We start from the raw sequence: 14,459 nt of genomic DNA on the forward strand, positions 1-14,459 counted from the left end.
ACACACCGGCTTCGGGGGCTATTATGCAAAGCGGACACAACCATCTGCAAGACCTTCGCCACAGTCTGGCGGCGGCACAGGCCCGCGCCATGGCCTCAGGGCAACGCGCAGAGGCGGCACGGGCGGGTTTTGCCGCAGCCCTTCCGGGGTCTGAGACACCCTTTGCCCCCTCGGCGCGCAGCCTTGCGGCCCCCGCCATCGCGCTTTTGCGCGAGAAATACCGCCGCGATCACATCCGCCACTGCGAAGATCTTTCAGAACTGGCAGAGGCTGAGATGGCTTTGTCAGAGCGGGGCGCGGATGCGGACCCCCCTGATTAAAGCAGCACCACCGTTGCAAGGCCCAGGAAGGTGAAAAAGCCGATCACATCGGTCAGCGTCATCACGAAAGTACCCGAGGCCAGCGCAGGGTCCAGCTTCATGCGGTTCAGCACCAGCGGCACCACCACGCCCGCCAGCGCCGCCACGGCCAGGTTGATGATCATCGCCGAGCCGATCACCACGCCCAGCCAGATGTCGCGGCCATAAAACGCCCAGGCCATAACGCCCATACAGACCGCAAAGACCAGGCCACTGATCACACCCACCCTCAGTTCCCGCCAGACCACCCGCCCCGCGTTAGACGACGTCAGATCCCGCGTCGCCAGCGCGCGCACCGCCACCGTCAGACTTTGCGTCCCGGCAATCCCGCCCATCGAGGCCACAATCGGCATCAGCGCCGCAAGCGCCACGATCGCCGCAATCGTGCCATCAAAAAGCGAAATCACCAGCGCTGAGACATTGGCCGTCAGAAGGTTGATCCCCAGCCAGGGCAGGCGCTGCTTCAGCGTCTCGCCCACACCGTCCGAGATCGAGCTTTCCTCGCCCACACCGGCCATGCGCAGCATGTCTTCTTCATGCTCTTCATCAAGCACATTCAGTGCGTCATCAATGGTGATGGCGCCGACCAGTCGCCCGCCCGCATCCACAACCGGCAGCGAAATCAGGTGATACTGCTTGAAGAGATAGGCCACATCCGCCTCGGGCATCTCACCTTCAACGGTGCGGAAACTGTCTTCGGCCAGATCGGTCAGACGCGCGCTGCGCCGCGCCGAGAGCATCCGCCCCAGCGTCACATAGCCCTGCGGGCGCATCCGCGGATCAACCAGGATCACATGGTAAAACTGATCCGGAAGCCCGTCATCTTCGCGCAGAAAATCAATGGCTTCGCCCACCGTCCAATGGAGCGGCGCGGTCACCACCTCGCGCTGCATCAGACGACCTGCGGAATATTCCGGATAGGCCATCGACTGCTCAACGGCCGCGCGATCATCGGCCTCCAGCGCGTCAAGGATCAGCTCCTGCGCGGGCTCTTCCAGGTCTTCGAGGATGTCGACCACGTCATCCGTATCGAGATCCCGCACCGCCCCGGCCAGAACCTCAGGCTCCAGCTGGCCGATGACCTCTTCGCGCAGGCTCTCGTCAAGCTCCGACAGCACTTCGCCGTCGATCTCTCCGCCCCAGAGCGCCAGAAGATCATTCCGCTCCTGCGGGCGGATCTGCTCAAGAACGTCGGCGATGTCAGCCGGGTGCAGCGGCTCCAGCAGCGCCGTCAGCTGCGGCGCATCCGAGGCTTCAACCGCGCCGCGAATCTGATCGATTAACCCACGCTCTGCGCCGCCCCGTGTGGTGTCACTCTCATTACTCATCACACGTCTCCTGGTCGGCGGCCAATCGGGGGGACCATATCCAAAGCCTGTTGGCGCGAACAGAGGCCCCTCGTCAATTTTCTGCCGCGCTGGTAAAGTTGAACGCAGAAAACAGGTAAGGGGTTCAATATGGCCGAAATTCTGACCGGACAGGTGCTGCAGTTCACCGCCGACCCCTTCCTGGCCGGGCCGGAGGCAGCCCGTGTGGAAACCGATGGCGCCATCCTGATCGAAGGCGGCGTAATCCGTGCGGTTGGTCCACGCGCAGAGATCCTGGCGCAGAACCCCGGAACTCCTGTCACCAGCTACGGCAATCATCTGATTTCAGCGGGTTTTGTTGACAGCCATGTGCATTACCCGCAAACGGCAATCATCGCCTCCTGGGGCAAGCGGCTGATTGACTGGCTGAACGATTACACTTTCCCCGAAGAGACCCGCTTCGCGGATCGCGCCTATGCCGATGAGATCGCGAACCGCTATCTCGATCTGGTGCTGGCGCGCGGCACCACCACCGTTTGCTCTTATGCGACGATCCATCCCGAGAGCGTCGATGCGATTTTCACCGCCGCGCAGACCCGCGGGATGCGGATCGCGGCGGGCAAGACCTGTATGGATGTCAACGCCCCCGACGGGCTGCGCGACACGGCGCAATCGGCCCATGACGACAGCGCGAAACTTCTGAACAAATGGCATCAGCTGGACCGGCTGAGTTATGTCATCACCCCGCGTTTTGCCCCCACCTCCACGCCCGAACAGCTTGAAGCACTCGGCTCGCTCTGGGCGGCCAATCCCTCCTGCCTCATGCAGACCCACCTCTCCGAGCAGACTGATGAGATTGACTGGGTGAAGGGCCTTTATCCTGAGGCGCGGGATTATCTTGATATTTATGAACGCTTTGGCCTGGTTGGTCCCGGCGCGCTCTTTGGCCATTCGATCTGGCTGGAGGAGCGCGAAAAAGCGAAGCTTCTCGATATGGACTGCAGCCTGATCCACTGCCCGACCTCGAATACCTTCATCGGCTCAGGGCTTTTTGACCTGAGCGGGCTGAAGGCCGCGGGTCACCGGGTGGGTCTGGCGACCGATACCGGCGGCGGGTCGAACTTCTCGATGCTGCGCACCATGGCCTCAGCCTATGAGGTGGCGCAGCTGAAGCGCCGGTCGATCCACCCGGCGCAGCTCTGGTGGCTGGCGACGCAAGGCTCGGCCCGCGCGATGCGGATGGACGACCGCATCGGCAATATCGCCCCCGGCATGGAGGCCGATCTGGTTGTGATCGACCTTGCCTCAACCCCCGCCATTGCCCAGGCCACCGCCCGCGCCGAGACGATCTGGCAGTCGGTGTTCCCGACCCAGATCATGGGCGATGACCGCGCCGTCGTGGCGACCTACGTGAATGGAGACCGCCTTGTCTGATAAAATTCCCTCTCCCTCTGCGGCACGGCTGACCATGCTACTGTGCTGGATCGCCGTGGTGCTCGACGGCTTTGATCTGGTGGTTCTGGGGGCGCTGATCCCCACCCTGACGGGGGGCCCCGCGCCCTTCATGAGCACGGCTGAGGCGACTGCCGTCTCGACCCTCAGCCTTGTTGGTATGACCCTCGGTGCGATCAGCACCGGAGCGCTGACGGCGCGTCTCGGACGGCGGCGGGTGATGATTACGACGGTGTTTTCATTCTCGCTTTTCACCCTGGCCTGCGCCTTTGCCCAAAACTGGATCAGCCTTGCGGCCTTCCGTTTTCTGGCGGGCATGGGGCTTGGGGCCTGTCTGCCGACCGCCATGTCGCTGGTCGCCGGGGCCGCAAAAGGCCGTGCCGGGGCCGCGACCACCACGCTGATGACCGGCTATCACGTCGGCGCAGTCAGCACCGCGCTGCTGGCGCTTCTGCTGCTGCCCGAGCCGGGCTGGCGGGCGATGTTTGTCGCAGGCGCCGTGCCGGGCTTTGTGCTGACGGTGACGCTTTATCTGTGGCTTCCGCAGGAGGCGCCGGTCGTGCCCACGGCGGCAACGGGCGGCCGCGCGGCCAGTGCTGCGGATCTTCTCAGCCCTGAGCGGCGGCTGCAGACCCTTGCGATCTGCGCCACCTCTTTCCTGGGGCTGATCCTTGTTTACGGGCTGAACACCTGGCTGCCGCAACTGATGATCGCGGCGGGTTATGATCTGGCGGGCGGCCTGCGGCTTTTGCTGCTGATGAACGCGGGCGCGATTGTCGGGCTGCTGGTCTCAGGTCGGATCGGCGACCGCATCGGGCTGAAAACGGCGACGATCTGCTGGTTTGCGATGGGCGCCCTGCTGCTGGCGGCGCTCTCGGTGAAAATGGCGCCCTGGCTGCTGAACCCGGTCGTCTTCCTGACCGGGTGCATCGTGTTTTCGGCCCAGGTTCTGGTCTATGCCCATACCTCTGCCGCGCATCCGGAGTATCTGCGCGCCGCAGCGCTTGGCTGGGCGGCGGGCATCGGGCGGATCGGTGCGATCATGGGGCCGCTGATCGGCGGCACGCTGGTCACCTTTGGCATCGGGCACCCCTGGGGCTTTTACGTCTTTGCCGCCATCGGCGCCCTTGCGGCCATGGCCACGCTGATGTGGCGGCCGGCGCCCCGGGCCTGATCCCGGAACCCCCTCTGCCCCGGCGGGTTAACCCTGCGCTCAGGGGCCTCGGAGGGCCGGCATTTGCCGGCCCTTTCACGTCTGCTGCCGATGTCCCGGGGCGAGAGTGCTTGACCCGGTAACATCGTTGAAAAGGCAGCCGATATGACGCAAGCCCCCTATGAAACCCGGACCGGCCATGCCGGTGAGACACAGCAGATCGGGGGAGATCCCCTGACCACCAATCACGGCATCCCCTTCTCAGACAATCAAAACAGCCTGAAAGCCGGAGCCCGCGGCCCGACGCTGCTGGAAGATTTTCTGCTGCGCGAAAAGATCTTCCACTTTGACCATGAGCGCATCCCCGAGCGGATCGTGCATGCCCGCGGCTCGGTCGCGCATGGCGAATTTGAATGCACCGATCCGATCCCGGACCTGAGCCGGGCGAAGCTGTTCTCGAAGAAAGGCAAAAAGACCCCGCTGATCGCGCGGTTTTCCACCGTGGCAGGCGGCGCAGGCTCGGTCGATACCCCGCGCGATGTGCGCGGCTTTGCGGTGAAATTCTACACTGAAGAGGGCAACTGGGATCTGGTTGGCAATAATATCCCGGTCTTCTTCATCCAGGATGCGATCAAATTCCCCGATCTGATCCATGCCGTGAAAATGGAGGCCGACCGCGGCTATCCGCAGGCCGCCTCAGCCCATGACACCTTCTGGGATTTCGTCTCGCTGATGCCCGAGACCATGCATACGCTGATCTGGGCGATGTCGGACCGCGCCATCCCGCGCAGCCTGCGGATGATGGAAGGCTTTGGCGTTCACACCTTCAAGCTGGTGAATGACCAGGGGCGTGAGCATTTCGTGAAATTCCACTGGCGCCCGCGCCTGGGCACCCAAAGCCTGATCTGGGACGAAAGCGCCAAGCTGCAGGGCGCGGACAACGATTTCCACCGCCGCGATCTCTTTGAGGCGATTGCCGCGGGCGATCACCCCGCGTGGGATCTCGCCGTGCAGGTCTTTGACCAGGAGCTGGCCGACAGCCTGCCCTATGATGTGCTCGATGCCACCAAGATCATCCCCGAAGAGGTGGTGCCGCTGCGGGTGATCGGGAAAATGACCCTCAACCGCAATCCCGATAACCACTTTGCCGAAAATGAGCAGCTGGCCTTCCTGCCCTCCAACGTGGTGCCGGGGATTGATTTCTCGGATGATCCGCTGCTGCAGGGGCGGCTGTTTTCCTATCTCGACACGCAGAAATCGCGGCTTGGCACGACGAATTTTCACCAGATCCCGGTGAATGCGCCGAAATGCCCCTATGCCAATATGATGCGCGACGGCATGATGCAGACCCAGGTCCCCAAAGGCCGCGCCAATTATGAGCCGAATTCGCTCGATCAGGCGGGCGAAGATCCGGGGCCGCGCGCGCAGGCCCAGGGCTTTGCCACCGCGCCCCAGCAGATCAGCGGCGCGAAGACCCGCGACCGCTCGGAGAGTTTCGGCGATGCCTACAGCCAGCCGCGGATGTATTGGAACTCGCTGACCGCGAATGAGCAGGCGCATACCGCTTCGGCCTATGTGTTTGAACTGTCAAAGGTCAGCCTGCCGCATGTGGTGGAACGCATGCTGAGCCGCCTTTCGGCCATCCATCCCGATCTCGGCAGGCGCGTGGCGGAGGGCCTGGGCCTGCCGCCGGTGAAGCCCGCGGAAACGAAGTTCCCCGCCCGCAACCTTGGCACCTCGGATGCGCTGTCGATCCAGAAAAAATGGCCTGCCACGCTGAAGGGGCGCAGGGTGGGGCTGCTCTTTGCGGAAGGCTCGGACAAGGCTTCGATCGATAAGCTGAAGGCGGAAATTGAGGCAGAGGGCGGGACGCTCTTTACCATTGCCCCCAAAGTCGGCCCGCTGAAGCTGAAGGGCGGCGAGATGAAGGCAGACGGCCAGCTTGCGGGCAGCCCTTCGGTGCTGTTTGATGCCATCGCCATGATCATGATGCCCGATCAGGCCGATAAGCTGATGAAAGACGCCGCCTGCATCGCCTGGGTCTCGGATGCCTTTGCGCATCTCAAGGCCATCGGCCATTGCCCCGGCACGAAGCGCATTCTCGATAAAGCGGGGATAGAGCCGGATGAGGGCATCGGCCCCAATGAGGGCCTCGCTGAGCGGGCAAAGCACCGCTACTGGGACCGCGAGCCAGGCCTGCGTGATCTGGCCTGACGAAAAGGCCCCCCGATCCGGGGGGCCTTTCTTTTAAGCGGCTTCGGGTTTTTTGGTTTTCACCAGCGAGACAATCACGCCCGCCGCCAGGATCGCAAAGGTGATCCCCAGCGACCACATCGGCGGAAACTTCTCCCATCCCATCAGATCAGCGATGAAGATTTTCGAGCCGATGAAGATCAGCAGGATTGAGAGCGCATATTTCAGATAGGCAAAGCGGTGCAGGATCGCCGACAGCGCGAAGTACAGCGCACGAAGCCCCAGGATCGCGAAGATATTCGAGGTATAGACGATGAAGGGATCAGTGGTGATCGTAAACACCGCCGGAACCGAGTCGACCGCGAAGATCAGATCGGCAAATTCAATCATCACCAGCGCCAGCAGCAGCGGCGTGGCATGGCGCACCATGCGGCCCGCACTGTCCGGCAACTTCACCATAAAGCGGTTGCCATGCAGCTCTTCCGTCACCCGCAGCTTTGATTTTGCAAAGCGCAGGATCGGGTTTTTGCTCAGGTCAGGCTCTTCGTCGTCTTTGGTGAACAGCATCTTAATGCCGGTAAACACCAGAAACAGCGCGAAAATATAAAGCACCCAGTGATAATTCGCGACGATCCCGGCCCCAAGGCCGATCATAATGCCGCGCAGCACGATCACGCCAAGGATGCCCCAGAACAGCACCCGGTGCTGATATTTGCGCGGGATCGCAAAGAAGCTGAAGATCAGCGCGATGACGAAGATATTGTCGAGCGCCAGGGTCTTTTCGATCACAAAGGCCGTCAGATAGGCCGCCGTGGCCTCGGGCGTCATCTGCCACCAGACGAAACCCGAAAAGGCCAGACCGATCGAGATATAAAAGGCCGACATCTTCAGGCTGGCGCCGATTTCGATCTCACGGTCTTCTTTGTTGAAGACACCCAGATCCAGCGCCAGCAGCGTCAGCACCGCGCCCATGAACACCAGCCACATCCAGACCGGGGTTCCCATAAATATCGATGTTAAAAGCTCCAAAACTTACCCCTGTTGTTCACCGTTATGCCGGTGTCGGGGAAGATCGCGGGCGATCGGGCCAACTCCGGCTTTGCCAGAGTGGTCCGACATCACAGCCATTCGGCTGCCAGAGGGGCCCGGTCCACAGAAAGGCAGATGGGGGCGCAAAGCCCTCGTTCAAGGGCAGTGGTGGCAAAAAAACAGTCAGCGGCCTGCCCTTCCCCCCTCCGGGAGAGGGTGACACCCTGACAGAGCGGCGCCGAATTTTCCGCTTGCACCCGCCTGCGCGGCAGCCTAAACACCCTCTCACAGAGAGCGGGCGTAGCTCAGGGGTAGAGCATAACCTTGCCAAGGTTAGGGTCGGGCGTTCGAATCGCCTCGCCCGCTCCAGTTTAAAAAAGCCATCCTTCGGGATGGCTTTTTTAATTTCCGCATCACTTTTTCCCGACCAGAAAAATCGCCGGGCCCGCGATATCGGATGCATTTTTCCTCTTGCACCAGCCCGCGCCGCCGCCTAAACACCGCCTCACAGAGAGCGGGCGTAGCTCAGGGGTAGAGCATAACCTTGCCAAGGTTAGGGTCGGGCGTTCGAATCGCCTCGCCCGCTCCAGTTTAAAAAAGCCATCCTTCGGGATGGCTTTTTTAATTTCCGCATCACTTTTTCCCGACCAGAAAAATCGCCGGGCCCGCGATATCGGATGCATTTTTCCTCTTGCACCAGCCCGCGCCGCCGCCTAAACACCGCCTCACAGAGAGCGGGCGTAGCTCAGGGGTAGAGCATAACCTTGCCAAGGTTAGGGTCGGGCGTTCGAATCGCCTCGCCCGCTCCAGTTTAAAAAAGCCATCCTTCGGGATGGCTTTTTTAATTTCCGCCCCCCTTTCCCCGTACCGCGAAAAAATCTCCAAGCCCGCGATATTGGTGCATTTTTCCTCTTGATCCCGCCTGCGCTGCCGCCTAAATACCGCCTCACAGAGAGCGGGCGTAGCTCAGGGGTAGAGCATAACCTTGCCAAGGTTAGGGTCGGGCGTTCGAATCGCCTCGCCCGCTCCAGTTTAAAAAAGCCATCCTTCGGGATGGCTTTTTTAATTTCCGCCCCCCTTTCCCCGTACCGCGAAAAAATCTCCAAGCCCGCGATATTGGTGCATTTTTCCTCTTGATCCCGCCTGCGCTGCCGCCTAAATACCGCCTCACAGAGAGCGGGCGTAGCTCAGGGGTAGAGCATAACCTTGCCAAGGTTAGGGTCGGGCGTTCGAATCGCCTCGCCCGCTCCAGTTTAAAAAAGCCATCCTTCGGGATGGCTTTTTTAATTTCCGCGACCGCCCCTGCCGGATTTCGCGTTGCCGCCCCATCAGGGGGTGAGCGTGGCACTGAAGACCGACAATCTGCTGGAGCCGCATCCCGAAGGGATCTATTGCCCCGCGGGCGATTTCTGGATCGACCCGATGCGGCCGAAGCCCCGCGCGCTGATCACCCATGGCCATGCCGATCACGCCCGCGCGGGCCATGGCGCGGTGCTGGCCTCTCGCGAGACGCTGGAGATTATGGCGATCCGCTATGGCGAGGAGTTCACCCAAAGCCGGCAGGTAGCGGAGGGCGAGATCCGGATCGGCGAGGTCTCGGTCAGCTTTCATCCGGCGGGCCATATTTTCGGCTCCTGTCAGATCCGGATCCGGCCGGATAACGGCCCGGTGATCGTGGCCTCGGGGGATTATTCGCGCCGCGCCAACCCGGTCTGCGCGCCCTTTGAGCCGCTGGCCTGCGATATCTTCATCACCGAGGCCACTTTCGGGCTGCCGGTCTTCCGCCATCCCGATCCTCTGGGAGAGGCCGCGAAGCTGTTGAAAAGCATGGCGGATTTTCCCGAGCGTCCGCATATCATCGGCGGCTATGCGCTTGGCAAGACCCAGCGGCTGATCGCGCTGCTGCGCCAGGCGGGCTATGATCTGCCGATCGGGCTTCACGGCGCGCTGATGCGGCTGAGCCGCTATCATCAGGAAAAGGGCATTGCCTTAGGCGATCTGTTGCCCGCGCCTGAGGCCCCGCAGCTCATCATCGCACCGCCCCCGGCGCTTGGCTCGCCCTGGGCGCAGCGTTTTGCCGATCCGGTGCTCGGCTATGCTTCGGGCTGGATGGGGGTGCGCTCACGCGCCAAAGCGCGGCGGGTCGAGCTGCCACTGGTGATCTCAGATCACGTTGACTGGCCGGAGGTGACGGCCACCCTTCAGGAGATCGCCCCCGAGGAAGTCTGGATCACCCATGGCGCCGAAGACGGGCTGCTGCGCTGGTGCGCGCTGCAGGGTCTGAGCGCGCGGCCTTTGCATTTGAGCGGCTATGAAGACAGCGACAGCGCGCCTGCGGAGCCGGAGGCATGAAGGCTTTCGCGGCCCTGCTGGAGCGGCTGGCCTTCACGCCGGGTCGCAATGCCAGTCTGACGCTGATGCGGAATTATTTTGCGGTCACGCCGGACCCGGATCGCGGCTGGGCGCTTGCGGTACTGACCGGCGGGCTGGAGCTGCGCCATCTGCGCCCGCAGCTGCTGCGCCATCTGGTCTCTGAGCGGGTGGATGCGCAACTCTTTGCGATCTCTTATGAATTTGTCGGCGATCTGGCCGAGACCATCGCGCTTCTCTGGCCCGAACCTGCGGAGTATCAGGTGGTGCCTCTCGCAGAAGCGGTGGCGCTTTTGAGCGGGGACGACCGCGCAGGCAGCACTCTTGCGCGCCTCCTCGACCGTCTGCCCAAAGACGAGCGCTTTGCCCTTTTGAAGCTCGCCACCGGCAATCTGCGGGTCGGCGTCTCGGGGCGGCTGGCGCGCACGGCGCTGGCGGGGATCGGCGCGCGCAGCCTCTCTGAGATTGAAGAGATCTGGCATGGTCTGGCGCCGCCCTATCCGGGGCTCTTTGACTGGCTGACCGGCGGCCCGCTGCCGCAGGTTTCGGCCACGGCGCGGTTTCGCCCGGTGATGCTCTCGACCCCGGTCACCGAAGAAACCCTGCCCGGTTTTGATCCCGCCGATTATGCCGCCGAGTGGAAATGGGACGGCATCCGCGTGCAACTGGTCTGCGAAGCGGGGCAGCGCCGGATCTATGCCCGCTCGGGCGATGAGATCTCGGGCAGCTTTCCCGATCTGCTGGCGGGGCTGGAGTTCGAGGGCGCGGTGGATGGCGAATTGCTGGTTGCCCGCGCGGGCCGGATCGCGCCCTTTACGGATCTGCAAAAGCGCCTTGGCCGCAGGACCGTCAGCCGCGCCACCATGACGGAATTCCCCGCCCATCTGCGGCTCTATGATCTGCTGCAACAGGGCGCTGAGGATCTGCGCCCCCTGCCCTTTCGCATCCGCCGCGCGCGGCTGGAGGCCCTGGGCGAGATCAGCCCGCGGATGGATCTGTCACCGATCCTGCCCTTTGCGGACTGGGACGAGCTGGCCCGTCTGCGGGCCGATCCTCCGGCGGCGGTGATCGAAGGCGTGATGCTGAAGGCCTGGGACAGCCCCTATCTGGGCGGTCGCCCCCGCGGCCCCTGGCTGAAGTGGAAACGCGCGCCGATGCAGATTGATGCGGTGCTGCTTTATGCCCAGGCCGGGCACGGCAAACGCGCGGGCTATTACAGCGATCTGACTTTCGGTCTGTGGCATCAGGGCGCGCTGGTGCCGGTCGGCAAGGCCTATTCCGGCTTCACCGATGAAGAGCTGCGCCGCCTTGACCGCTTCATCCGCAAAGAGACCCGCGACCGCTTTGGCCCGGTGCGTCAGGTCACGCCAAGCCTGGTGCTGGAGGTGGCCTTTGAGGGGGTGAACCGCTCGGCCCGGCATAAATCGGGGGTGGCTCTGCGCTTTCCGCGGGTCTCGCGGATCCGCTGGGACAAACCCGCCGCCGAGGCCGATCAGCTGAGCACGCTTGAGGCCCTTTTGTGAGCAGCCTTCCTGCGCAGTTTCAAGCCTGGTTTGCCGCCCGGGGCTGGCAGCCCCATCCGCATCAGATCGCGCTTTTGCAGGCGAGGGGCGACAGCCTGCTGATCGCGCCGACGGGGGGCGGCAAGACGCTGGCGGGCTTTCTGCCCACGCTGATTGATCTGGCGAAGGGCGGGATGACGGGCCTTCACACGCTCTATGTCTCGCCGCTCAAGGCGCTGACGGCGGATATTGCCCGCAACCTCGCCACCCCGATTTCGGAGATGGGCCTGGCGATCCGGGTTGAGGACCGCACCGGCGATACCTCTGCGGCAAAGCGCAGCCGCCAGCGGGTGGATCCGCCACAGATCCTGCTGACCACGCCCGAAAGCCTGGCGCTGATGCTGTCCTGGCCCGAGGCCGAAAAGATTTTTGCGGGGTTAAAGCGGGTGCTTCTGGATGAGCTGCACACGATGGAGGAAAGCCGCCGGGGCGATCTTCTGATGCTGGGCCTTGCGCGGCTGCGCCACCTCGCCCCCGGGCTGCAGGTGACCGGGCTCTCGGCCACGGTCGATGATCCTGAACGGCTGGCGGCCTTTATGGGCGGGGCTGAGGTGCTGCGCGCAGGCGGCGGGCTGGCCCCGGATCTGGGCCTTTTGCCCACCACCGCCCCGCCGCCCTGGGCGGGGGCGGGCGGGCGCTATGCGGCGGCGGATGTGATCCGGGCGATCACTGCGGCGAAATCGACGCTGATCTTTCACCACTCCCGCGCCCAGGCCGAGTTGTTCTTTCAGGCGCTGTGGCTGGCCAATCCTGCGGGGCTGCCGATCGCGCTGCACCACGGCTCGCTGTCGCGCGAGGCGCGGGGCAGGGTCGAGGCGGCGATGGCAGCCGGTGCTTTGCGCGCCGTGGTTGCCACCTCAAGCCTGGATCTGGGGATCGACTGGGGGGATGTTGATCTGGTGATCCAGGTCGGCTCTCCGCGCAAAATTCGCCAGCTGGTGCAACGGATTGGCCGCTCAAATCACCGCTACGACAGCCCCTCAAAGGCGCGGCTGCTGCCGGTCAACCGTTTTGACGTCCTCGAATGCCTCGCCGCGATTGAGGCTCTGCGCGCCGGTGAACTCGACGGCCCCGAGCGTCACCCCGGCGCGCCGGAGGTGCTGTGCCAGCATATCCTGAACATCGCCTGCGCCGGGCCGTTCTCTGCCGATGCGCTTTATGACGAAGTGCGCAGCACCGGGCCCTATGGTGCGCTGACGCGGGCTGAATTTGACGACTGCCTGCAGTTTGCGGCCACGGGGGGCTATACGCTTCGGGCCTATGACCGCTGGCAGCGTTTGATGGAGCGCGGCGGGCTCTGGCAGCTGCGCGACCTGCGGGCGGCGCGGGTGATCCGCATGAATATCGGCACCATTGTGCAGCGCGAGATGGTGCGCGTGCGGCGGCGCGGTGGCGGTGAGGGCGGGCTGCTCGGCGAGATCGAAGAGCGTTTCGCCGCCACCCTGCGCCCGGGCGACAGCTTTTTGCTGGGCGGTCAGGTGCTGCGGGTGGACCGCTTCAAAGAGCTGACCCTGGAGGTCACCCCCCGCCCGAAGTCTGCGCCGAAAATTCCCGCCTTCAACGGCGATGCCCCCGGTGCCTCGCCCGAGTTGTCCGCCCGGGTGGCGCGGCTGGTGCGGCAGGGCGGCGCGGGGCTGCCCGCCCCGGTCCGGGACTGGCTGGCCTTGCAGACCGAACGCTCGCGCCTGCCGCGCGAGGGGCGGCTGTTGTGCGAGATCTTCCCGCATCAGGGCGATTACACCCTCGCGCTTTATCCCTTTGCCGGCAAGCGCGCGCATCAGACCCTGGGGCTGATCCTGAGCCACCGGATGGAGGTGGCGGGTCTGGCACCTTTGGGCTTTATCGCCACCGATCATGCGCTGCTGATCCGTTCCGCCCTGGAGGTCACTGATCCGCAACGCCTTTTTGATCCCGCCACCGCGACCGAGGGCTTTGAGGACTGGCGCGCAGGCACCTCGCTTTTGAAGCGGGTGTTTCGCGATGTGGCCACCGTGGCGGGTCTGTTGCAGCGCCAGCTTCCCGGCGCGCGCAAAACCGGGCGGCAGGCGAGCTTTTCTTCCGACATCATCTTTGAGGTTCTGCGCCGCCATGAGCCGGAGCATCTGCTGCTGCGCGCCACCGAAGCCGAGCTGCGCCACAGCCTGCTTGACCTCGACCGCCTGGGCGATCTGGCCCGCAGCCTGCCGAAGCTGGATCCGGTCTTTGCGGACCGCGTGACACCCCTGGCCGCGCCCCTTCTGCTGGAGATGGGCCGCGTGCGGCTGGCCGGGGCGGGGCAGGAACTTGCCGCCGCGCGGATGGCCGATGCGCTGATGGAGCAATCGGGCCTCTCGTCGCTGCGGGAGGATGCGGATGGGTGATTTTTCCTTCCGCTTCAACGGATTGCGGGTCATCGCCCGCCCCTCTGGTGCGCTTTGGCTGCCCGAGAGCCGCAGTCTGACGGTCAGCGATCTGCATCTGGGCCGCGCGACCCGCATGGCGCGGCTGCGCCACCAGCTTTTGCCGCCCTATGAGACCGCCGAGACCCTGCGCCGCCTGCAGGCCGAGATCAAAGCCCTGAACCCCGCCCGGGTCATCAGCCTTGGCGACAGTTTTGACGACAGCCCCGCCATGGCGGAGTTAAACCCGCCCGATCTGGCGCTGCTGCACGACCTGATCGCCGGGCGCGACTGGATCTGGATCCGCGGCAACCATGATCCGGTGGCCGAAAATCCCCCCTTCGGCGGGCGCTTTTGCGATGATTGGCAGGAGGGCGACAGCCCGGTCTGGCGGCACATCCGGCTAGACGGCGGTGCCGATATTTCAGGTCACCTGCATCCGGTGGTGCCTTTGGGCGGGCGGCGCTGGCGGGCGTTTCTGGTCAGCCGCCGGCATCTGATCCTGCCCGCTTTCGGGGCCTATACCGGCGGGCTGGAAATCTCAGACCCCGCCTTTGACGGCTGGCTGCGCCCCGGTCACGCGCTTTTATGCGCAAGCCGCATCATGGAACTGCCGCTGCCCTGATGAAAAGCGCCCCGGGGGGGGGGCGCTTTTA

10 protein-coding genes and 5 tRNA genes are annotated in these 14,459 nt (G+C 63.9%); 13 read left to right on the forward strand and 2 right to left on the reverse strand.

Translation table 11 applies throughout. The annotated features are described in order from the left end of the window. The first annotated feature begins 23 nt into the window (after window positions 1-23). A complete protein-coding gene (locus EG244_RS03555; RefSeq protein ID WP_124963641.1) occupies window positions 24-320 on the forward strand; it encodes a hypothetical protein in 297 nt (98 codons plus the stop codon). Here EG244_RS03555 and mgtE read toward each other — a convergent pair. Beyond that, on the reverse strand, window positions 317-1,687 hold the full coding sequence (mgtE, locus tag EG244_RS03560) for a magnesium transporter (protein ID WP_124963642.1): 1,371 nt from the start codon (window positions 1,685-1,687) through the stop codon (window positions 317-319). The two genes, EG244_RS03555 and mgtE, sit on opposite strands and share 4 nt — an antisense overlap. 129 nt (window positions 1,688-1,816) lie before the next feature. Here mgtE and guaD point away from each other — a divergent pair, with 129 nt between their 5' ends. The 3 genes from guaD to EG244_RS03575 all read left to right on the forward strand — a co-directional run bounded on the left by guaD (window position 1,817) and on the right by EG244_RS03575 (window position 6,485). Next, window positions 1,817-3,100: a guanine deaminase gene (guaD, locus tag EG244_RS03565; RefSeq protein ID WP_124963643.1), complete on the forward strand. Its 1,284-nt coding sequence runs from the start codon at window positions 1,817-1,819 to the stop codon at window positions 3,098-3,100. Next, window positions 3,093-4,292 (forward strand): MFS transporter, encoded by a 1,200-nt coding sequence (locus tag EG244_RS03570; RefSeq protein WP_199737768.1) that lies wholly within the window; start codon window positions 3,093-3,095, stop codon window positions 4,290-4,292. The genes guaD and EG244_RS03570 overlap by 8 nt, the downstream gene beginning before the upstream one ends. A gap of 144 nt (window positions 4,293-4,436) precedes the next feature. Beyond that, window positions 4,437-6,485 carry a catalase gene (locus EG244_RS03575; RefSeq protein WP_124963645.1) on the forward strand — a complete coding sequence of 683 codons (2,049 nt, stop codon included), beginning with the start codon at window positions 4,437-4,439 and terminating at the stop codon, window positions 6,483-6,485. Between the two features lie 33 nt (window positions 6,486-6,518). On the opposite strand, the gene EG244_RS03580 is transcribed toward EG244_RS03575, so the two are convergent. Next, window positions 6,519-7,493 (reverse strand): TerC family protein, encoded by a 975-nt coding sequence (locus EG244_RS03580; RefSeq protein WP_199737771.1) that lies wholly within the window; start codon window positions 7,491-7,493, stop codon window positions 6,519-6,521. A gap of 294 nt (window positions 7,494-7,787) precedes the next feature. Here EG244_RS03580 and EG244_RS03585 point away from each other — a divergent pair. The 9 genes from EG244_RS03585 (at window position 7,788) to pdeM (ending at window position 14,428) form a co-directional block, all read left to right on the forward strand. After that, window positions 7,788-7,862, forward strand: a tRNA-Gly gene (locus EG244_RS03585). A gap of 145 nt (window positions 7,863-8,007) precedes the next feature. Beyond that, window positions 8,008-8,082, forward strand: a tRNA-Gly gene (locus EG244_RS03590). Window positions 8,083-8,227: 145 nt separating this feature from the next. After that, a tRNA-Gly gene (locus tag EG244_RS03595) sits at window positions 8,228-8,302 on the forward strand. 146 nt (window positions 8,303-8,448) lie between these two features. After that, window positions 8,449-8,523: transfer RNA gene (locus tag EG244_RS03600), tRNA-Gly, on the forward strand. Window positions 8,524-8,669: 146 nt separating this feature from the next. Further along, window positions 8,670-8,744 (forward strand) — tRNA-Gly (locus tag EG244_RS03605). Between the two features lie 96 nt (window positions 8,745-8,840). After that, window positions 8,841-9,845 (forward strand): ligase-associated DNA damage response exonuclease, encoded by a 1,005-nt coding sequence (locus EG244_RS03610; protein WP_124963759.1) that lies wholly within the window; start codon window positions 8,841-8,843, stop codon window positions 9,843-9,845. Then, complete coding sequence (locus EG244_RS03615) at window positions 9,842-11,386, forward strand: cisplatin damage response ATP-dependent DNA ligase (RefSeq protein WP_124963647.1); 1,545 nt, start codon at window positions 9,842-9,844, stop codon at window positions 11,384-11,386. Before EG244_RS03610 ends, EG244_RS03615 begins: the two co-directional genes overlap by 4 nt. Beyond that, entirely contained in the window at window positions 11,383-13,785 is a 2,403-nt protein-coding gene (locus EG244_RS03620) for a ligase-associated DNA damage response DEXH box helicase (protein ID WP_124963648.1), read from the forward strand. Before EG244_RS03615 ends, EG244_RS03620 begins: the two co-directional genes overlap by 4 nt. Continuing rightward, window positions 13,778-14,428: a ligase-associated DNA damage response endonuclease PdeM gene (gene pdeM / locus EG244_RS03625; RefSeq protein WP_124963649.1), complete on the forward strand. Its 651-nt coding sequence runs from the start codon at window positions 13,778-13,780 to the stop codon at window positions 14,426-14,428. The genes EG244_RS03620 and pdeM overlap by 8 nt, the downstream gene beginning before the upstream one ends. Window positions 14,429-14,459 lie beyond the last annotated feature (31 nt).

Origin of the sequence: Falsigemmobacter faecalis (genome assembly GCF_003863335.1) — a bacterium.
Lineage (GTDB): Bacteria > Pseudomonadota > Alphaproteobacteria > Rhodobacterales > Rhodobacteraceae > Wagnerdoeblera > Wagnerdoeblera faecalis.